The following is a 20,423-nucleotide window of genomic DNA, read 5'->3' on the forward strand; positions in this document are numbered from 1 at the left end:
CGTCTTTTCCTAATGTCCCCAAACGGCCAGTTCGTTGCCGGCCGGATCAGTGAAGTGGAATCGCCTGCCGCCCGGGAAGGAAAAGATCGGCTTGACGATGGTGCCGCCAGCACTCTCGACCGCGTCCAGCGTTTCCTCGAGATTTTTGGAGTAGATGACCGGAAGCGGCTTGGCCGGCGCCTCGCCGGCATCCGCCTGGAAGCCGCCGTCGAGGCCTTCGGCAAAGGCGGAATAGGTCGGGCCGTAGTCGGTGAACGACCATGAAAAGGCGGCGCTGTAGAAAGATTTGACGCTGTCCAGCGTGCCGCCCGTCGCAGGCAGTTCAAGATAGTCGAATTTTCCATTGAGTTTCATCACGCTACTCCACTGCGTTCCTGTTATGTTCTATATCGGTCGTTTCCCTCCAGCAAGTCTTTTTGACGCAGCTTTTGCTTAATCGATTGTAGCCGCAGTGGTTGCTTGCCGGTGCCTTGCCTTTCGCAGTGCAGCATCCTATCGCTCGGAGCGGGGAAGGCGGGAAACGGCCATCATCCGGATGTTTCTATCTCCCACGAACTGGAGGGCAAGCATGACCAAGTGGGTTTACACCTTCGGCGACGGCGCCGCCGAGGGCCGTGCCGGCGACCGCAACCTTCTCGGCGGCAAGGGTGCCAATCTGGCCGAGATGTGCAGCCTCGGGCTGCCGGTGCCGCCCGGTTTCACCATCACCACGGAGGTCTGCAACGCCTATTACGCCAACGGCCGCACCTATCCCGGCGGGCTCGAGACGGATGTCGTCTCCGCTCTCGACCATATCGGCCGGATTACCGGCCGCCGCTTCGGCGACCCGTCGAAGCTGCTTCTGGTCTCCGTGCGCTCCGGTGCTCGCGCCTCGATGCCCGGCATGATGGATACGGTGCTCAATCTCGGCCTCAACGACGAGACGGTCGAGGCTTTGGCCGCCGATTCCGGGGATGCGCGTTTCGCCTATGACAGCTACCGCCGCTTCATCCAGATGTATTCCGACGTGGTCATGGGCCTGGACCACGAAGTGTTCGAGGAGATCCTCGAGGACCAGAAGGCGAGCCTCGGCCATGAGCTCGACACCGGCCTGACGGCCCAGGAATGGCAAGGCGTGATTTCGCTCTACAAGGCCAAGGTCGAGGAAGAACTCGGCAAGCCGTTCCCGCAAGATCCGCAGGAACAGCTCTGGGGCGCGATCGGCGCCGTGTTCTCGAGCTGGATGAACAACCGCGCCATCACCTACCGGCGCCTGCACGACATCCCGGAAAGCTGGGGCACCGCCGTCAACGTCCAGGCCATGGTATTCGGAAATATGGGCGACACGTCCGCGACCGGGGTCGCCTTCACGCGCAATCCCTCGACCGGCGAGAGGCAGCTCTACGGCGAATTCCTGGTCAATGCCCAGGGTGAGGACGTGGTGGCCGGCATCCGCACGCCGCAGAACATCACCGAGGCGGCGCGCATCGCCGCCGGCTCCGACAAGCCGTCGCTGCAGAAGCTTATGCCTGACGCCTTCCAGGCTTTCGTCGACATCTCCGACCGGCTGGAAAAGCACTACCGCGACATGCAGGATCTCGAATTCACCATCGAGCGCGGCAAATTGTGGATGTTGCAGACCCGCTCCGGCAAGCGCACCGCCAAGGCTGCGCTGAAGATTGCTGTCGAGATGGCGAAGGATGGGCTGATCACCAGGGAGGAGGCGGTCGCCCGCATCGATCCGGCCTCGCTCGATCAACTGCTCCATCCGACCATCGACCCGAATGCCGCGCGCGATGTCATAGGCACGGGCCTGCCGGCGTCGCCCGGCGCCGCCACCGGCGAGATCGTTTTTTCCTCCAGCGATGCCGAGGACGCCAGGGCGCAAGGCCGCAAGGTAATCCTGGTGCGCATCGAAACCAGCCCGGAGGACATCCACGGCATGCATGCCGCCGAAGGCATCCTCACCACGCGCGGCGGCATGACCAGCCACGCCGCGGTGGTGGCACGCGGCATGGGCAAGCCCTGCGTGTCCGGCGCCGGCTCGCTGCGTGTCGACTACAAGGCCGGCACGCTGCTCTCGATGGGCCAGACTTTCCGCAAAGGCGACATCATCACCATCGATGGCGGCAACGGCCAGGTGCTCAAAGGGGCGGTCGCCATGCTGCAGCCGGAGCTGTCGGGCGATTTCGCCGCCATCATGGAATGGGCCGACGCCGCGCGCCGCATGAAGGTGCGCACCAACGCCGAAACGCCGCTCGACGCCCGTATGGCGCGCTCTTTCGGCGCCGAGGGCATCGGGCTTTGCCGCACCGAGCACATGTTCTTTGATGGTGACCGTATCGTCGCCATGCGCGAGATGATCCTGGCCGACACCGAGAAGGACAGGCGTGCGGCCTTGGACAAGCTCTTGCCCATGCAGCGCTCGGACTTTCTCGAGCTGTTCGAGATCATGGCCGGCCTGCCGGTGACGATCCGCCTGCTCGACCCGCCGCTGCACGAATTCCTGCCGAAGACCGAGGCCGAGCTCGCCGAGGTCGCCTCCGCCATGAACGTGTCGGCCGACAAGCTCAGGCAGCGCACGGAAGCGCTGCACGAATTCAACCCGATGCTGGGCCATCGCGGCTGCCGGCTCGCCGTCTCCTATCCCGAGATCGCCGAGATGCAGGCGCGCGCCATCTTCGAGGCGGCGGTCGAGGCCGGCCACAAGGCCGGCGCGCTGGTCGTGCCGGAGATCATGGTACCGCTGGTCGGCCTGGTGAAGGAGCTGCAATACGTCAAGGCGCGCATCGATGCGGTCGCGCAAAGCGTCATGCAGGAGACTGGCACAAAGATCGACTATCTGACCGGCACGATGATCGAACTGCCGCGTGCGGCGATCCGGGCGCATGTCATTGCCGAAGCGGCCGAATTCTTCTCATTCGGAACCAACGATCTGACGCAGACCACGTTCGGCATCTCGCGCGACGATGCGGCGTCCTTCCTGGAAACCTACCGGCAGAAGGGCATCATCGAACAGGATCCGTTCGTGTCGCTCGACATTGACGGCGTCGGCGAGCTGGTGCGGATCGCGGCCGAAAAGGGCAAGGCGACGCGGCCGGGCATCAAGCTCGGCATCTGCGGCGAGCATGGCGGCGACCCGGCCTCGATCCGCTTCTGTGAGGAAGTCGGCCTCGACTATGTGTCGTGCTCGCCCTACCGCGTGCCGATCGCCAGGCTGGCCGCCGCGCAGGCGGCCGTGGCGGCAGCGAAGGGCGCGACAAAACGCGCCTGACATCCCGACACCTTACGGTTTTGTATGCAATGTCACGCGAACGTGCGCGTGACAGCCCTGAATCTCGACACCGTTCCAAGCGACTTTCCGGCACCGAATTTGTTGGTGTCGGAAAACCCATGTTGCAGATTTCCCCATCCGTTTACCGATCGATCCTGATCCTGCAGACCAAGTTCATCGGCGACATCGTGCTTGCCTCGGCGTTGGCGAAGAACCTGCAGCTTCAATATCCGGGCGTCAGGATCGTGTTTCTCTGCGAAGCCCATTTCGCCGGCTTTCTGACTGCCCATGGCATAGCTTCCGAGGTCGTCCCCTTCAGCCGTGCCAAGATGCGTGGCTCGCCGCTCGAACGAGGGCGCGAGCTCTTCCGCATGGTGCGCACATTGCGGCAGCACCGCTTCGATATGACCGTCGACATCACAGATTCCAAGACCTCGCGGATCATTTCCGGACTGGTCAACGCTCCGGTCAGGGTCGGCTATTTTCCGACCGAGCGGCCTTTGCGCTGGCACGAGCGTCAACCCGCCAATGTCAGGATGAAGCCATTCGGATTCGGCAAGAAGCATTATCTCTACCGTTATTTGTCTCCGCTGGAGGCCCTGGGCATCGATCTGCGCGTCAGGTCGCCGGCCATCCGGCCGCTGCCCTTCGAGACGACGCGCGTCCTGGCCTTGCTTGCCAGGCACCAGATCCAGCCAAACGCTTTTGTTGCGGTCCATGCCGGAGCAAGCTTCGCGGGGCGGCGGTGGCAGCCGGAACGCTTTGCCGAGACAATCGACAGAATCGTCCGCGAAACCGGCCTGCGTGTGGTCCTGGTCGGCGGTCCGGACGAGGTTGAGGCGACCGACAGGATCATGGCCGTGGCGAAGACGCCCGTCGTCAATCTGGCGGGCACGCTGCGGCTGGAAACGCTGCTGGCGCTGCTCAGGGAGGCTCGGCTGTTTCTGGGCAACGAAAGCGGACCGATGCATATGGCAGCCGCGGCTGGAACGCCGGTCGTCGGCCTGTTCGGCCTGACCAACCCGGTCCTTTGGGCGCCGGTCGGCGTGCCCAGCATTTCGTTGCGGCCATCGATGCCTTGCGACTGCATCGGGGGCGACCTGTGCCGTCGGACCGACCCGAGCAAGGCATGCTGCGTCTGGCGCCTAGAAGTCGATCCGGTGGTGGACGCGGCGCTGGAACTCCTGGCGCGCACCGAGATGGTCCTGGAAGCCGCGGTCTGACATTTGCTGGAATTGCGGACCGCCCGCCGGCCGCGTCCCCCGCTTTGCGCAAGCCAGGAAAAAGTGTGAAACGGTCAGGTCCTGGGACTTCGCCTTAGCCTTCCGTCCGGAATTGCGTCAAAGACGACGAAATAGCGCATTCTCCGCGGTTTCCGAGAAACGGTGAAACGCTCTATCCGCGCGCGAGAGTCCGATGGTCCGCGACCGTATCGTCTTGTATAAGATCACGTGAAAATGCGCGTGATGGTTCCACATGTCGACATCTCAACCCAGCTTCGCGAACTCCGGTCTGTCCGGAGCTCAGACACCGATGTTGCGGGCTCCCTTTGCAGTCCGCTCGATCCTGATCTTGCAGACGAAGCACATTGGCGATCTCGTTCTTGCCTCCGCGCTGGCGAAGAACCTGCAGCTCGAATATTCCGACGCCCGCATCGTCTTCCTCTGCGACGCCCGCTTCGGCGGTCTCCTCACCGCCAACGGCATCGCCTCGGAGGTTGTGACCTTCCGCCGTTCCCATATGCGCGGCACGCCGCTGCTACGCCTGCAGGAACTCGTTCTCACGCTCTTTAAGTTGCGCCGCTACCATTTCGACATGGCCATCGACATCACCGACACCAAGACGTCGCGGTTCATCTTGGGGCTGGTCGGCGCACGGGTTCGCGTGGGATATCACCCGTCCGAAAGGCCCCTGGGTTGGTTTGCGCGCCAACCTGCCAATGTGAAGGCCAAGCCGTTCGGGTATGGCGAGCAGCACTTTCTCTATCGTTATCTTTCGCCGCTGGAGGCACTTGGCGTGGACTTGCGCGCGCGGGCTCCCGCCTTCCGGCCGCTGCCGTTCGAGACGACGAAAGCCTTGGCGCTGCTGGACAAGCTGCACCTTCGGCCGAACGCCTTTGTCGCGGTGCATGCCGGGGCAAGCTTCCCTGGGCGCCGCTGGCAGCCCGAGCGCTTTGCCGCCGCAATCGATCGGATAGCGGCCGAAGCCGGTCTCGACGTCGCCCTGGTCGGCGGTCCGGATGAGAACGAGGTGGCCGAGAAGATTCTGGCGACTGCGAAGACGCCGATCGTCAACCTGGTCGGAGCGCTCCCGCTCGAAACGTTGCCGGCGCTGTTCAAGCAGGCGCGGCTGTTTCTCGGCAACGACAGCGGCCCCATGCACATGGCTGCCGCAGTCGGCACTCCCGTCGTCGGCCTGTTCGGCCTGCAGAGCCCGATCCACTGGGGGCCAGTCGGCGCGCCGAGCGTCGCGGTATGCCCGTCCATGCCTTGTGACTGCGTCGGTGGCGACCTGTGCGAACGGCCCGACCCCAACAAGGCATGCTGCGTCTGGCGTCTGGAGGTCGACGCCGTCGTCGAGGCAGCGCTCCAGTTGCTGGCCCGAACCGAGATGCCTCTGGAAGCAGCTGTATAGGCGAAAGCAAATTTTCGCGATTGCTGTTTTTACGCTGTTTGCCGTCCCGATTTTCGCCTAGATGCCGGTCTTCTAGAGACAAGTTTTTGACGCGGCGCGAAGGATGATGCCGAGCCTGCCGGTTTGGAATGAATGATGGGTCTGCTTCGAAACTCCCTTTGCGCGATGGCGCTGTTCGCGGCGTCGGCGGGCAATGCCGCGACGCTGCTCGAGCCGACGCTGCATCTGAAGCCGCAGGGAGTTGAAGGCGGCGGTCGCGTCGCCTTGACGCTCGATGCCTGCGGCGGAAAGACCGACACAAGGATACTTTCGGCGCTTGTCGACAACAGGATACCGGCGACGATCTTCGTTACCGGCATCTGGCTGAAGCGCAATGCCGAGGCCGTCGAGATCATGCGGGCGCATCCCGACCTGTTCGAGCTGGAAAATCACGGCGGCCGCCACATTCCGGCGGTCGATACGCCGCGGAAAATCTTCGGCATCCGCAGCGCCGGCAGCCCGGACGCCGTGCAGGCCGAGGTTGAATCCGGCGCCGCCGCCCTGGCCGGCGCGGGCGGCCCTGCGGCAAAATGGTTTCGCGGCGCCACCGCCGAATACAGTCCCTCGGCGATCGCCATGATCCGCAGGCTGGGCTTCAAGATCGCAGGCTTCTCGGTCAATGGCGACGGCGGTTCGCTGCTCGGCGCGAAGGAAACGGCGCGCCGCATCGGCGCCGCCAAGGACGGCGATGTCATCATCGCCCACATCAACCAGCCGACCCATGCCGCCGGCGAGGGCGTGGTTCAGGGCTTGCTGGCCTTGAAGCAGAAGGGCATGACCTTCGTGCGCCTCGACGATGCCGAGGGCGTCGGCAATGACGGCACCACCGATTGAGAGCGTGGTGCGAGGGTGGCGACCGCTGAATTTTGGCGGCCACATCATTCCGAGATCGACCTAAGGGCCCCTCCCTTTACGGCTCAGTCCGGCGTGGCTTCGACCGTCACCTTGTTCGTGTAGAACGCGCCGTGATTGCGGATCTCGACCATTTCGTCGAACGGATGCTCATAAGCCCACATCGCGTTCTCGCCGGCTTCGCCGGCCGGCTGGACGCTCCAGTAGCTGGCATCGCCCTTGTATGGACAATGTGTCGAATGGTCGGTCGGGGTGAGCTTGCCGAAATCGATATCGTCGAACGGGATGTAGAAGACGGCCGGGTAAGGTGGCTCCGAGAGAACCTTTGCCGCAGTCGATGTGGCGATGATCCTGTCGCCGGCGCGGACCGTGACGGTGCCGCGATAAGGTTCGACGGTGATCACCTTGTCCGGGTTGCGCTGGAAGCCGGGGGCTGGATTGGCAAGCTTGTCCATGAATGGTCTCCTGGAGCAATTCTAGAAAAAGTGCGAAGCGGTTTTCCGTCCGGAATTGCGTCAAACAAAGAGAGAGCGTTTCGTTGTTTCCGCGAAACGGTGAAACGTTCTCAGGGGAGACTTACATGTGTCGGGCAGGCGGGTCGCGCAAGCGCGCGTCACGCTTGGCGTCATCACCATTCATTGAACGTCTGCTTCCGGTCGTCAGGCGGCCGTCTTGAAGGCGTCCATGAGGCCGGCATAGGCGGCGGCAATGCCCGCGACCGGATTGGTGCTTCTCGCCGCCGTCTCGACCTTCAGCGCGCCGCCGGTGGTCGGCAGCGTGAGCAGCAGGAACTGACGATTGTCGGCGTTGCCGATGCAGGCCGCGGCGACATGCTCGCCCTCGGCGCCGTTTTCAACGCGAATCTTGAACAGCAGCGTTCCGCCGACGGCCTCCAGCGCACCGCCGACGACTTCGGCAAATTCATCTTCGGAAACGGTTTTGATGTCCGGCGTCAGATCGTCCAGACTTTCGGCAAGCGTGCTTTCGAGGGCTTTTTCGTCGAGCTGCGCGTCCATGCGAATCTCTCCATTCGCCAATCTCACCCAGCCCGTTAACGAAGCTTAACGGCGACGATGGCCGGATTATGGCGGTTTTCCCGGTCCTTCGATCCATCCACTGGCTTCGACTTATGGCGGCTGGACAAACCGCCGGTTCGTTTCACAATGCGTGAAACAAATGACGCGAATGCGCAAAGGGAGGAATTGATGCTTGGATTGATGCAGGAATGGCCGCTGCTTTGCCATAAGCTGCTCGACCATGCGGAACGCCAGCACGGCAGCCGGGAGGTCGTGTCGCGTTCGATCGAAGGCCCGATCGTGCGCACCAGCTATGCCGAAATCCATCACCGTTCGCTCAAGGTGGCGCAACGGCTGGAGCGTGACGGCTTCAGGCTCGGCGACCGCATCGCGACCCTTGCCTGGAACACCGCCCGCCATATCGAGGCCTGGTACGGCATCATGGGCATCGGCGCGATCTATCACACGCTCAACCCGAGGCTTTTTCCCGAGCAGATCGCCTGGATCATGAACAATGCCGAGGACAAGGCGATCTTCGTCGACCTGACCTTCGTGCCGATCCTGGAAAAGATCGCCGGCGCGGTCCGATCGCTGCGACGGGTTATCGTGCTGACCGACCTGGCGCATATGCCGCAAACGTCGCTGCCGAACGCCGTCGCCTACGAGGAATGGCTGGCCGAAGCCGACGGCGCCTTCACCTGGAAGACGTTCGACGAGAATACCGCCGCCGGCATGTGCTACACGTCGGGCACGACGGGCGACCCGAAGGGCGTTCTCTACAGCCACCGCTCCAATGTCCTGCACGCCATGATGGCAGCCATGCCCGACGCCATGGGCATGTCCACCCGGGACGTGATCCTGCCGGTCGTGCCGATGTTTCACGCCAACGCCTGGGGGCTCGGCCAGAGCGGTCCGATGATCGGCGCCAAGCTGGTGATGCCGGGCTGCAAGATGGACGGCGCCTCGATCTATGAACTGCTCGACACCGAAAAGGTGACGTTCAGCGCCGCCGTGCCCACCGTCTGGATGATGCTGCTGCAATATCTTGAGGAAACCGGCAAGAAGCTGCCTCACCTGAAGAAGGTCGTCATCGGCGGGGCGTCCTGTCCGCGCGCCATAACCGCCAAGTTCCAGGACAATTACGGCGTGCAGGTGGTGCATGCCTGGGGCATGACCGAGATGTCGCCGCTGGGCACCCTCTGCACGCTGAAGCCGCAATATGAGGCGCTGACCGGCGAGGCGCGGCTCGATGTCCAAGGCAAGCAGGGTTTTCCCCCCTTCGGCGTCGAGATGAAAGTGACAGACGACGACAACAACGCGCTGCCCTGGGACGGCAAGACCTTCGGACATCTCAAGGTGCGCGGCCCCGCGGTGGCCCGAGCATATTATGGCGGCGCCGGCGCCGAGCAGTTCGACGCCGACGGCTGGTTCGACACCGGCGACGTCGCCCATATCGACGCCAGCGGCTATATGCAGGTCACCGATCGCGCCAAGGACGTCATCAAGTCCGGCGGCGAGTGGATATCGACCATCGATCTCGAGAACCTTGCCGTCGGCCATCCGGACGTGGCGGAGGCAGCGGCCATCGGCATCCCGCATTCCAAATGGGGCGAGCGGCCTTTGCTCGTCGTCGTGCGCAAGCCCGGCAAGGAGCCGACCAAGACCGACATCCTCGCCTTCATGAGCGGCAAGGTGGCGAAGTGGTGGATGCCCGACGACGTCGCCTTCGTCGGCGAAATTCCGCACACCGCCACCGGCAAGATCCAGAAGACCAGTTTGCGTGCCCAGTTCAAGGATTACCGCCTGCCGACGGATTGACGAAAAATGTTCGATCTTTCGGCTTCAAGCCGGCGCCAAAAACCGCTAACTCTCGGCCGGGTTGGGGCGATACGGCAGAGAATGGCATCTATTCCTGAACGGCAGACGTCAAGGGCGGCCGGCTGGTCGCGGCGGATCGGGGCATTCTCTCTCGTCCTTTTGCTCACCGCCGTTGCCGCTTACAGGCTGGGTCTCGTCGAGACGCCGCCTTTCCTGTGGGTGCTGGCGCTCGTGGCGCTGCTGGCTGCGCTTGCCCTGTTGCTGGCCGGTCTCGGCCTGGCCAGGGTCTGGAGCTTCGGCGATCGCGGCGGCCGCGATCTCTCCATCGGCGCGCTGCTGGCGCTGCTGGTGCTGGCACCCTACGGCGTCGCCGTCTACTGGGCGACGATCTATCCGCCGCTGCGCGACATCTCGACCGATCTCGACGATCCGCCCGCGTTGGACACCAGCGATCGCACCGCCGACATGAACGAGTTGTCGCCGCCGACCCCGGGCGAACAGGCCCTGCAGGCCGAGGCCTATCCGCTGGTCAGCGGGCGCAGCTACAATCTGCCTTTCGAAACCGTCGTCGACGCTGTCGAAACCGTGCTCGACCGCCGCGACTGGCAGTTGACGGCGCCTTATCCCGACATCAACGGGCAGAGCGAGGCGACGATCAACGCGCTGGCCAGGGGCTTTGTGCTCGGACTACCGGCCGACGTCGCCATCCGCATCACCGACGACGGCGAGCAGGTCATCGTCGACATGCGCTCGGCCTCGCGCTACGGCCGCTACGACCTCGGCGACAACGCCGCCCGCATCACCGATTTCCTTGGCGAGCTGGACCAGCAAGTCGCCGGGCAGGTCGGCGCGGCGCCGGCTGAGTGATCACGCGGCGGGGCTGAAAATGCCGTCTATAGCCGGATCGCCTTCTGTGGTCACGAGGCCGCGGGCAACCAGATCCTCGAGATGGGCAAGCACCGAAAGACCGGCGGCGCCGTGTAGCCGCGGGTCGGTGTCGCGATAGATCGCCGCGACCATTTCCGCGATCGTCAGGTCTCCGGCGCGGATGCGCTCCAGGATCGCCCTTTCGCGCATCTTGCGATGCGTCTTCAGGCCGCGCATGAAGCTTTGGGGCGCGGCCACAGGTCCGCCGTGGCCAGGCAAAAGCAAGCGATCGTCGCGCGCCAAAAGCTTGTCGAGGGAGCTCATATAGTCGGCCATGGCGCCGTCCGGCGGCGCGACGATCGAGGTCGACCAGGCCATGACGTGGTCGGCTGAAAACAGCGTTCCGGTCCCCTCGAGGGCAAACACGGCGTGGTTGGCGGTGTGGCCGGGCGTCAGCACGGTGCGGATGGCCCAGCCGTTGCCCTCAGTCAGCGCATTGTCGGCCAGCACGACATCGGGAACGAAGGCGAGATCGGCGCTGGCGTCGAGCGGATTGACCTCGCCGATGCGCAAGGGGCGCGCCGGCCGATGCGGGCCTTCGGCAAGCGTTGGCGCGCCGGTGCGCTCTTTCAGCCGCGCCGCCAAAGGCGAATGGTCGCGATGGGTGTGGCTGACGAAGATGTGACTGACCGGTCGGCCGCCGATCGCCTTGAGCAGTGTTTCTAGATGGGCGTCGTCTTCCGGCCCCGGATCGATCACCGCCAGCGTGTCACTGCCGACGAGATAGCTGTTGGTGCCGTGGAAGGTGAAAGGACCCGGATTTCTTGCTGTGATGCGCAGCACATCCGGCGCAACCGGAACCGCCCGGCCGTAGGCGGGATCGAAGCTGGTGTCGAATTCAAGGGCCATGCCTGCGGGCTCCGTTGCAAGGCGGCAAAATGATTGCCGTCCGATACGGAAGCCAATATAGGAAAATCAATGGATGTCGCCCAAAACTGCGCAGCGGTTTTGGGAGAACGACATGCATCAGGACAATTTTTAAAGCGCGTCGCCTGAATGCGTTTCTGCGCGATGCGCTTTAAGAGCCAGCTAATCAGCCACCCGGCAAATCAGCCAGAATGGGGAAGACCATGGCAACTGCAACCACGATGCGCCCGCTTGTTTCTCTCACCCTGCCGGATCGGGGTGTTGCCCGGCTGGCGACCCAGCTCTTCCTGGCGCTCGCCGGAACCCTGCTGCTGACGCTTTCGGCCAAGACCAAAGTGGTGCTCGGCCCGGTCGACATCTCGCTGCAGACGCTGGCCGTGCTGCTGATCGCCTCTGCCTTCGGCCTGCGCCTTGCCGTCGCGACGCTCCTTCTCTACCTCGCCGAGGGCGCTTTTGGTCTGCCGGTCTTCCAGGGCACGCCGGAAAAGGGCATCGGCATTGTCTATATGCTGGGCTCGACGGGCGGCTATCTCGCCGGCTTCGTGGTCATGGCCGCGATTGCCGGATGGGCCGCCGACCGCGGCTGGGACCGCGATCCCTTCAAGCTGTTCGGCGCCATGTTGACGGCCGAGGTCGTCATGATGGCCATGGGCTTTGGCTGGCTGGCCACGCTGATCGGGCCGGAAAAGTCCTGGCAGTTCGGCGTCCTGCCCTTCATCGTCGGCGACCTGATCAAGGTGGCTTTGGCCGCCAGCCTTGTGCCGGCCGTGTGGACATTGCTCAAGCGCGGCTGAGAACAATCGACGAGAAAAGGGCCGGCGGGCGACAAGCGCCCGCCGGCCCTTTTTCATGGCGCTGTCGGATTTCGCTCGAAACCGCCTCCTGTCGGATGATAGAAAGCGATGAAGTAACGTCGGGAAGCAGTCAAAGCCGACATTGACAAGCCAGCGCCCGAAAACTAAGCACGGGCAACTTGGCGTCGAGGCGGGGGCCGCGGTAGTTCAAGGAGAGCTTGTTGAAAGGAATTATCCTTGCGGGTGGCAGCGGAACACGTCTTTATCCGCTAACATTAGCGGTTTCTAAGCAAATACTGCCGATCTACGACAAGCCGATGATCTATTACCCGCTGAGCGTGCTGATGCTCGCGGGAATTCGCCAGATTCTGGTCATTTCAACTCCGCGCGACTTGCCGGTCTTCCAGGCGTTGCTGGGCGACGGTTCCGAATTCGGGCTGGAATTGTCCTATGCCGTGCAGGCGCAGCCCAACGGCCTCGCCGAGGCCTTCATCATCGGCCGCGACTTCATCGGCAAGGACAGCGTGTCGATGATTCTCGGCGACAACATCTATTTCGGCGGCGGCCTGTCGCAGCTCTGCCGCGAGGCGGCGACGCGCGATGGCGGCGCATCGGTCTTCGCCTATTATGTCGACGATCCCGAGCGCTATGGCGTGGTCTCCTTCGACAAGGCCACCGGCAAGGCTCTGACGATCGAGGAGAAGCCGCAAAAGCCGAAGTCCAACTGGGCCGTCACCGGTCTTTATTTCTACGACAACAAGGTAGTCGATATCGCCTCGACGATCCGCCCTTCGGCACGCGGCGAGCTCGAGATCACCGCGGTCAACAATGTCTATCTCGAGCGTGGCGAGTTGCATGTCCACCGCCTCGGCCGCGGCTATGCCTGGCTGGACACCGGCACGCATGACAGCCTGCTCGAGGCATCGTCTTTCGTGCGCACGATCGAGCATCGCCAGGGCATCAAGATCGCGTGCCCCGAGGAGATTGCGCTGGAGCAGCACTGGATCAGCGCCGACAAGGTGCTGGATCGCGCCGCGCGGCTCGGCAAGAACGAATATGCCGCCTATCTGCGCCGGCGGGTGGCCGATCTGATGGAGGAACGCGGTGCTTGAGGTCAGGCGGCTCGGCCTCGACGGCGTGCTGGAGATCGTGCCGAAGCGGCATGGCGATGCGCGCGGCTTTTTCAGCGAGACCTGGAATGCGGAGCGCTTCGCCGAAGCCGGCATCGATCTCGCTTTCGTGCAGGACAATCATTCCTATTCCGCCGCGGCCGGCGTGCTGCGCGGCCTGCATTACCAACTGCCGCCGCGCGCGCAAGCCAAGCTGCTGCGCGTCATCCGCGGCAGCGTGCTCGATGTCGCGGTCGACATCCGCCGTTCTTCGCCTACTTTCGGCAAATGGGAAGCGCTGGAGATATCGGCCGACAAGGGCAACCAGGTCCTGGTGCCGAAAGGCTTCGCGCATGGTTTCGTCACGCTCGTGCCGCATACCGAGGTGCTCTACAAGGTGACCGACACCTATTCGCCCGGGCACGACCGCTCGATCCGCTTCGACGACCCGGCGATCGGCATCGCGTGGCCGGAGATCGCGGGCGGCTTCCAGCTTTCGGACAAGGACCGCAACGCGCCGCTGCTGGGCGCGGCGGAGGTGTTCGCGTGAGGAGGGACGGCGGCATGAATTTCCTGGTCACCGGCGGCGCCGGCTTCATCGGCTCGGCTGTGTGCCGGCATCTATGCGCCAATCCGGCCTACCGCGTCACCAATCTCGACAAGCTCACCTATGCCGGCAACCTCGCCTCGCTAAGGCCGATCGAGAACGCGCATAATTACCGCTTCGAGCACGCCGACATCTGCGACGAGCGCGCGGTGCTGGAGATCCTGCGCCGCGACGACATCGACATCGTCATGAACCTCGCCGCCGAGAGCCATGTCGACCGCTCGATCGACGGTCCAGGCGCCTTCATCGAGACCAACATCGTCGGCACCTACCGCATCCTGAACGCGGCGCTGGAATATTGGCGCGGCCTGTCCGACGAGCGCAAAGCGGGCTTCCGCTTCCACCATGTCTCTACCGACGAGGTGTTCGGCGACCTGCCTTTCGACGGCGGCATGTTCGTGGAGGAAACGCCCTATGCGCCGTCCTCGCCCTATTCGGCCTCCAAGGCAGCCTCCGACCATCTGGTGCGGGCCTGGCACGAGACCTACGGCCTGCCGGTGGTGCTGTCCAACTGCTCGAACAATTACGGCCCCTACCATTTCCCGGAAAAGCTGATCCCGCTGGTCATCCTCAACGCGCTCGACGAGAAGCCGCTGCCCGTCTACGGCGCCGGCGCCAATGTGCGCGACTGGCTGTTCGTCGAGGATCACGCGCGCGCCCTTGAGCTGGTGGCCACGAGGGGGCGGCCGGGCGAGAGCTACAATGTCGGCGGCAATTCCGAGCGCACCAATCTCGGCGTCGTCGAGGCGATCTGTGATCTTCTCGACCTCAGGCGCCCGCGCGCCGGCGGCAAGCGCCATCGCGAGCTGATCGCCTTCGTCACCGACCGCCCCGGCCACGACCGCCGCTATGCGATCGACGCCTCCAAGATCGCGCGCGAGCTAGGCTGGACGCCCAAGGAGAATTTCGACAGCGGTCTGGCGAGGACCGTCGACTGGTATCTCGACAACAAATGGTGGTGGGAGCCGATCCGCGAGCAGCGCTACGACGGCGCGCGGCTGGGCCGGGCTACGGCGCGCCCAGTCGAGAACGCCCCAGCCGAGAACGCCTTGATCGGCAACGCCCCGATCGGCGCTGCAAAGACCGAAGGCGGCCCGGTCGGGAACGCGGCCGAGGGCAGGGTGACCACGTGAGGCTTGCCGTCACCGGACGCGAAGGCCAGGTTGCCGCAAGCCTGGTCGAGGCGGCGCGGGGCCGCGACGATGTCGAGGTCGTCGCCGTCGGCCGGCCGGCGCTCGACCTTGCGCGGCCCGACACCGTGCTCGCGGCCCTTGAAGCGGCAAGGCCCGACATCGTCGTGTCCGCCGCCGCCTACACCGCTGTCGACCAGGCCGAGGACGAGAAGGACCTGGCCTTCGCGGTGAACGCAACCGGCGCCGGCAAAGTGGCGCAAGCCGCGGCAAGGCTCGGCGTCCCCGTCATCCATCTGTCGACCGACTATGTCTTCGACGGCGCCAAGGACGGCGCCTATGTCGAGACCGACCCGACCGCGCCGCTCGGCGTCTACGGCGCCTCCAAGCTCGCGGGCGAAGAGGCGGTCGCCGCGGCCAACCCGCGCCATCTCATCCTGCGCACGGCCTGGGTCTACAGCCCCTTCGGCAGGAACTTCGTCAAGACCATGCTGAGGCTGGCCGCCGACCGCGACGAGATATCGGTCGTCGCCGACCAGTGGGGCAATCCGACCTCGGCGCTCGACATCGCCGACGCGATCCTGCATGCGGCGCCGAAACTGGTCGGCGACGGCAGTTTCGCCGCCTTCGGCGTCTATCATCTGGCGGGCGAGGGCGACACCAACTGGAGCGGCTTTGCCCGTCACATCCTCGACACAAGCCGGGCGTTTGGTGGCCCGCACGCGAAAGTGCGCGATATCGCGACGGCGGATTATCCGACCAAGGCCAGGCGCCCGCAAAATTCGCGGCTGTCGAGTGCCAAGTTTGTAGAGGCGTTTGGGTGGCAGGCGCCGGGGTGGCGCGAGTCGGCTGAGAAGGTGGTTGTCCGTCTAGTCCGAGATGACCGGGGCCTGTGTCTTCCATCGGGATGTGACGCAACGGACCGCCACAGACAAGCTTAACCCCATGGCTTTCTGTTGCCAGCAGCAGCTTTCAAGATGCGCGTCCTGAAAGTGCAGTGCACAGATTGAGAGGACTGATGGTGAGTCAACAGACAGCGGTAGAGAACGCGAAATCCGTCGCGCGATTGTGGCTGCTTTTCGTCGCCATTTATTTCCCAATGATGACAACGTTGCCTCTTTACATCGATGCGGAAATCGCAGCGACGAGAGACTCCGGAGGCGCGTGGATAGCGCAAGGCCGATGGATGACTTACGTGCTGTTACGGTACATTCTGCCGTTTCCAGTTGTGCCTGCCTTTACGGTTGGCTTATTTGGTCTCTGCGCTGCAAGCGCGTATATGCTTTTCCTCCGTGGTTGCCGGCAGCCATTCGGGGTTAGTTCTTTTCTTGCCTTTGCAGCCTTCGCGGCATTTCCGATTTGGAGCTGTCTGCTCGAATTTCCCGCGAATACTTCCTCGGCTGGTATTGGTTTATTGCTCTGCGGGGTTGTCGCTTACACCGTGGAACGATACTTAACTGAAAACAACAAGGTGTTTTGGGCGATTGTGATGGTTGTCTCCGCAACGGCGGCAATCGGCACCTACCAGGCGTTTGCCTTTGTTGCCCTGGTGGTTGGCCTGGCGGTTGTCTTCTTCAGCAACAGTGAACGACAAATACGGGGCACTATTTCCGTTTTCGCTTTGATCGTTGCGTCGATTGCGATGCACCTCTTGATTCAGAAACTCTTTGTAACTTTTTCGGGGATACCGATCGCCTATATCGAGGCATTTATGAGACCGGACATCCTATTGGCGGATCCTCTCGGAGTCGCGGGCAGGACAATTGCGAATAGCATCTTGGTTTTAATCGGCGCGCGTTCAATGTTTGGTACGGCGATTTGGGCTAGCGGTTTTCTTATTGCGTTGGCCGTCTTTATCGTCATCACACAGAGAAAGTATATATCTACGTTTCTTCTATTGATGATATTACTTGCGCCGTTTCCGCTCATGTTATTGGCTGGTGGGTTGGTTCCAATGAGGACTCTGCTCGCCGTTCCGAGTTCAATCTGCGTTTGTTCGATTGTGGTTATGAATTCGAAATCGAAGCAACTGAGAATAACGGGTTACATTTTGACAGGAGCGCTTGCAATTCAGTCAGCGGCAGCCATTTCCCAATACCAAGCGGAACGAGTTTTGGCTGCCGACTTTGATAGGCAAATGGCAAGCAGGATATATGAAAGAATGTCGGACGTAGCTGACCTCAGTAAACCTCAGAAATTCGATATATATGGTGGTGCAGTCCGCTCGAGCCTGTATCCGATCGCGGTGGGCTCTACAGCTGGTGCTTCATTCTTCTCTTGGGATGGCGGCAACATCGAGCGAATGTCCGCTTATTTGCAGATGCAGGGATATAAGAACCTCGTGCAACTGCCTGGCAGTCAGCGGAGGGCGCTCAAACCTGAGTTTGACGTGATGCCAGTTTTTCCTGCAAAAGGTAGCGTCCGTCTACTGAACGATGTTGTTCTCGTAAAACTCGGCTTGCAATCAGGATATTATTCACCATGATTGGTAATCAATACTTCTCCAGAATTTGGGGGAGTCTCTCTGGACCAAAGAGGGGTGCACGAGATTCATTAAGCCAAGAAGCAGTTCAACTTCCGATGGTGGAGGCGGGTCTTTGCCTGGACATGGAGTTCTACCGCAAAAGTTACCCCGACCTAGCTCGCATGACCGACGAGCAGCTTCGTGATCATTTTTTGAGAATTGGTTCTCGGGAAGGAAGATTGGGTTCTCCTCTGTCACTGCGTGAGCGCTTCTTGGACGAAATGAGATCCAGCCGGTCGATCCTTGAGATTGGCCCCTTTTGTAATCCCCAGGTGATTGGCGAGCAGGTTCGGTATTTTGACATCCTTGACAGCGAGCAATTGGTCGCCAGGGCCAAGCAGATCGGATATCCGATAAAAGCTGTCCCGAAGATTCACTATACATCGCCGATCGGCGATCTCTCGGTGGTGTCTGAAAAGTTCTCTGCAGTGGTTAGTTGCCATTGCATCGAGCATCAGCCCGACTTGATCCACCATTTTCGACAAGTTTCAGGAATTCTGGAGGATGGTGGAAAATATTATATTATTGTACCAGACAAAAGATATTGCTTTGATCACTTTATCGCTGAATCTACGATCGCCGACATTCTTGACGCATGCTTATCTCGGCGTAGAACTCACCGGCTTGCGAGTGTGATCGAACACCGAGCGCTGACCGTGCACAATGACTGTGTCCGGCATTGGCGCGGAGACCATGGCGTCGAACTGCAATCATCTGAGCTCGGGAAGCGCGTACGAGCTGCAATTGAGGAGCACCGGCAAGCCGACGGCGGCTATGTTGATGTCCACTCATGGCAATTTACCCCGGAAGGCTTTCAACGCAACATCCAGGCGCTGTTCGAACTTGGATATTCGCCATTGCGCCCCGTGAGTGTGCATGCAACGCCGTTCAATCGTAATGAATTCACAGCCATCCTCTCGAAGTGAGGAGTTGGGGCTACCGTCGATATCTGTCCCAGACCGGTATGAACGACCGATCGCCCCACATGGGGTAGAAGGAACCAGGAGGGAAGTTATAACGTGACGAACAAGAATGTCGCTGATCGATTGAAAGAGGCCGCGATTAAGGTTCTTGCGCGATCGATTTTCTATTATCCAAAGGTATTTTCTGCGGTTATTCGTCGATTGTTTGGAAAAGACGGATTTATAACGGAAAGTATCGAAGGAAATCGCCGCTTCGAAAACGGAAAATTTGCTATCTTTCTGATATGGCAGCCGAAAGAACTGTCATGGTATGTAAAAAATGCCCTTGACGCGTTGGCAGAGGCGGAAGTAAACCTTATCGTGGTGGCTAATCACACGCTAAACGACGCTACCAGGGCGGCGCTTATTTCACAAAGTCGTTGGATTCTGACCAGAGACAATACGGGATTCGATATTGGCGGATTCCAAGACGCAACTCATTTCCTGCGTAAGCATTTTGATGTTGAGCGTCTTATTTATCTGAACGACAGCGTCTATTTCTTCCGAGAAGGCCTGACCGAGATGATCCAGCGGCTGGCGACCTCTAAAGCCGACATCTGCACGGCGTTTGAAAATTGGGAGTTTTTTTATCATATTCAATCGTTTTGCTTCTCTGTGTCGCGGCGGATGTTGGATACTCCCGCTGCTGTTGAGTTCTGGCGGAAATATCTGCCGGTAAATTCGAGAAGATGGGCGATACAAAGGGGAGAGATCGGATTGTCAAAGGCAATAGTGCCCTTTGCCGATGAAATAGATGTTATATACTCACCTAACGAAATTCAGCCTTTTATGAAAGATCTTTCCCTGGGAGAGTTGATTTCGCTTAGCGGATCGCTTCCTTCTGCAATCCGGTTGCGCAGGGAAGATCACAAGGGTGCTCGCGGAAACGAAGTGCAAGGCGATATACTGAATCGCATATCGGGGCGTTCTCAGATTCACACCGGAGGTTTTCTCTACCGAAGGTTTCTAAGATGTCCGCTTCTGAAGCGGGATCTGGTATACCGCTTGCAGTATTCAATCTATGATGTTGAGGCTTGCCTAAGGGACCTAGGGCATGAGGGTCATCTTCATGAAATTTTGTCGGATATGAGACGGAAAGGGGCTGGAACTCAACTGAGCTTTTTGAAAAGAATTCAGTTCAACGATGGAATCATTTAGCGGGGGCGGCATGCTGCGGGGGGCATCGAAACGATTTGAGTGGCTATCTAAACGTAGTCGCCCGTCGGCGCAGGTCGATATCAATCAACTTAGAAACTTCGGAGTCCATATCATCAATAATAGCGTGGCGGGAGGCACTGCGACGATTGTTGTCGTTGGTGCGCCTCGCTCGGGCACTTCCATGGTGGCGGCCACGCTGGATTCCCTTGGAGTTTACCTGGGCGCCCAGGCCGACAAGGCGGTGTTCGAGGACTTGGAATTCGCAGATGCCATTGAAAACGCGCCGGACGAGTTGCCTGCGATGATTGGCCGGTACAACAGCGTCCACAACGTCTGGGGCTTCAAGCGGCCTATGGCCTTCCAAAGTGTTGGAAGCTATCTTCACCTGTTTCGCGAGCCGAGATTGGTTATACCTTTTCGCGATCCAGTCGCCATCGCAAAACGGGAAGAAATCTCGATGGTTTGCGAGTTCCGTGATCAACTGCGCAGAGCAGTCGAACTAAATCTTGAGATTGTGAACCTAATCGAAAAACTCACTGTTCCTGCACTCCTTGTCAGTTATGAGAAAGCGATCTTTCAACCCGCAAGCTTTGTAGCTGCTCTTGCCGATTTCTGCGGCCTGCAGTCGTCAGATCGAGTCAAATCTAGAGCGGTGGACGTAATTCGTAACGGCCCGGAATTATACTTAAAAATGTCTCAGATAAGATTCCCTTTTTAGCTTTAATAGGGGATC

At 61.0% G+C, this 20,423-nt stretch carries 19 protein-coding genes; 15 read left to right on the forward strand and 4 right to left on the reverse strand.

Translation table 11 applies throughout. From position 1 onward, the window contains the following. Nucleotides 1-9: 9 nt before the first annotated feature. Nucleotides 10-354 (reverse strand): VOC family protein, encoded by a 345-nt coding sequence (locus LB515_RS08595; RefSeq protein WP_224707426.1) that lies wholly within the window; start codon nucleotides 352-354, stop codon nucleotides 10-12. 214 nt (nucleotides 355-568) lie between these two features. Here LB515_RS08595 and ppdK point away from each other — a divergent pair, with 214 nt between their 5' ends. From ppdK to LB515_RS08615, 4 genes are all read left to right on the forward strand, one after another. Further along, nucleotides 569-3,253, forward strand: a complete 2,685-nt coding sequence (gene ppdK, locus LB515_RS08600; RefSeq protein WP_224637714.1) for a pyruvate, phosphate dikinase — start codon at nucleotides 569-571, stop codon at nucleotides 3,251-3,253. Between the two features lie 119 nt (nucleotides 3,254-3,372). Further along, nucleotides 3,373-4,476: a glycosyltransferase family 9 protein gene (locus LB515_RS08605; RefSeq protein WP_224707427.1), complete on the forward strand. Its 1,104-nt coding sequence runs from the start codon at nucleotides 3,373-3,375 to the stop codon at nucleotides 4,474-4,476. Nucleotides 4,477-4,729: 253 nt separating this feature from the next. Then, complete coding sequence (locus LB515_RS08610; protein WP_224707428.1) at nucleotides 4,730-5,887, forward strand: glycosyltransferase family 9 protein; 1,158 nt, start codon at nucleotides 4,730-4,732, stop codon at nucleotides 5,885-5,887. A gap of 135 nt (nucleotides 5,888-6,022) precedes the next feature. After that, complete coding sequence (locus tag LB515_RS08615; protein WP_224707429.1) at nucleotides 6,023-6,760, forward strand: polysaccharide deacetylase family protein; 738 nt, start codon at nucleotides 6,023-6,025, stop codon at nucleotides 6,758-6,760. An 83-nt stretch (nucleotides 6,761-6,843) separates the two neighbouring features. On the opposite strand, the gene LB515_RS08620 is transcribed toward LB515_RS08615, so the two are convergent. Further along, nucleotides 6,844-7,233: a DUF427 domain-containing protein gene (locus LB515_RS08620; RefSeq protein WP_095766800.1), complete on the reverse strand. Its 390-nt coding sequence runs from the start codon at nucleotides 7,231-7,233 to the stop codon at nucleotides 6,844-6,846. Nucleotides 7,234-7,437: 204 nt separating this feature from the next. Next, the gene (locus LB515_RS08625) at nucleotides 7,438-7,794 is read right to left on the reverse strand and encodes a hypothetical protein (RefSeq protein WP_224707430.1); all 357 of its coding nucleotides are present in this window, start codon (nucleotides 7,792-7,794) and stop codon (nucleotides 7,438-7,440) included. Between the two features lie 189 nt (nucleotides 7,795-7,983). Here LB515_RS08625 and LB515_RS08630 point away from each other — a divergent pair, with 189 nt between their 5' ends. Together LB515_RS08630 and LB515_RS08635 are read left to right on the forward strand one after the other, a co-directional pair. Then, on the forward strand, nucleotides 7,984-9,612 hold the full coding sequence (locus LB515_RS08630) for a fatty-acid--CoA ligase (protein ID WP_224707431.1): 1,629 nt from the start codon (nucleotides 7,984-7,986) through the stop codon (nucleotides 9,610-9,612). Between the two features lie 81 nt (nucleotides 9,613-9,693). Further along, complete coding sequence (locus tag LB515_RS08635) at nucleotides 9,694-10,479, forward strand: DUF1499 domain-containing protein (protein ID WP_224637718.1); 786 nt, start codon at nucleotides 9,694-9,696, stop codon at nucleotides 10,477-10,479. Here LB515_RS08635 and LB515_RS08640 read toward each other — a convergent pair whose 3' ends face one another. Next, the gene (locus LB515_RS08640; RefSeq protein ID WP_224707432.1) at nucleotides 10,480-11,388 is read right to left on the reverse strand and encodes an MBL fold metallo-hydrolase; all 909 of its coding nucleotides are present in this window, start codon (nucleotides 11,386-11,388) and stop codon (nucleotides 10,480-10,482) included. Between the two features lie 221 nt (nucleotides 11,389-11,609). Between LB515_RS08640 and LB515_RS08645 the strand changes: the two genes are divergently transcribed. The 9 genes from LB515_RS08645 (at nucleotide 11,610) to LB515_RS08685 (ending at nucleotide 20,408) form a co-directional block, all read left to right on the forward strand. Then, nucleotides 11,610-12,200, forward strand: coding sequence for a biotin transporter BioY (locus tag LB515_RS08645; protein ID WP_224707433.1), 591 nt, complete (start codon nucleotides 11,610-11,612; stop codon nucleotides 12,198-12,200). Between the two features lie 221 nt (nucleotides 12,201-12,421). Further along, nucleotides 12,422-13,312 (forward strand): glucose-1-phosphate thymidylyltransferase RfbA, encoded by an 891-nt coding sequence (rfbA, locus tag LB515_RS08650; RefSeq protein ID WP_224526296.1) that lies wholly within the window; start codon nucleotides 12,422-12,424, stop codon nucleotides 13,310-13,312. Continuing rightward, entirely contained in the window at nucleotides 13,305-13,859 is a 555-nt protein-coding gene (gene rfbC / locus LB515_RS08655) for a dTDP-4-dehydrorhamnose 3,5-epimerase (RefSeq protein ID WP_224707434.1), read from the forward strand. The genes rfbA and rfbC overlap by 8 nt, the downstream gene beginning before the upstream one ends. A 14-nt stretch (nucleotides 13,860-13,873) precedes the next feature. Beyond that, the gene (gene rfbB / locus LB515_RS08660; RefSeq protein WP_224707514.1) at nucleotides 13,874-15,049 is read left to right on the forward strand and encodes a dTDP-glucose 4,6-dehydratase; all 1,176 of its coding nucleotides are present in this window, start codon (nucleotides 13,874-13,876) and stop codon (nucleotides 15,047-15,049) included. Further along, nucleotides 15,046-15,987: a dTDP-4-dehydrorhamnose reductase gene (gene rfbD, locus LB515_RS08665; protein ID WP_224707435.1), complete on the forward strand. Its 942-nt coding sequence runs from the start codon at nucleotides 15,046-15,048 to the stop codon at nucleotides 15,985-15,987. Before rfbB ends, rfbD begins: the two co-directional genes overlap by 4 nt. A 77-nt stretch (nucleotides 15,988-16,064) precedes the next feature. After that, nucleotides 16,065-17,531 carry a glucosyltransferase domain-containing protein gene (locus LB515_RS08670; protein WP_224707436.1) on the forward strand — a complete coding sequence of 489 codons (1,467 nt, stop codon included), beginning with the start codon at nucleotides 16,065-16,067 and terminating at the stop codon, nucleotides 17,529-17,531. Beyond that, nucleotides 17,528-18,496 carry a class I SAM-dependent methyltransferase gene (locus LB515_RS08675; RefSeq protein ID WP_224707437.1) on the forward strand — a complete coding sequence of 323 codons (969 nt, stop codon included), beginning with the start codon at nucleotides 17,528-17,530 and terminating at the stop codon, nucleotides 18,494-18,496. Before LB515_RS08670 ends, LB515_RS08675 begins: the two co-directional genes overlap by 4 nt. A gap of 93 nt (nucleotides 18,497-18,589) precedes the next feature. Further along, nucleotides 18,590-19,690, forward strand: a complete 1,101-nt coding sequence (locus tag LB515_RS08680; protein ID WP_224707438.1) for a rhamnan synthesis F family protein — start codon at nucleotides 18,590-18,592, stop codon at nucleotides 19,688-19,690. Next, nucleotides 19,677-20,408, forward strand: a complete 732-nt coding sequence (locus tag LB515_RS08685) for a hypothetical protein (protein WP_224526275.1) — start codon at nucleotides 19,677-19,679, stop codon at nucleotides 20,406-20,408. The genes LB515_RS08680 and LB515_RS08685 overlap by 14 nt, the downstream gene beginning before the upstream one ends. The last annotated feature ends 15 nt before the right edge of the window (nucleotides 20,409-20,423 follow it).

The sequence above is a fragment of the Mesorhizobium sp. CA15 genome, from assembly GCF_020165215.1.
Classification (GTDB): Bacteria; Pseudomonadota; Alphaproteobacteria; order Rhizobiales; family Rhizobiaceae; genus Mesorhizobium.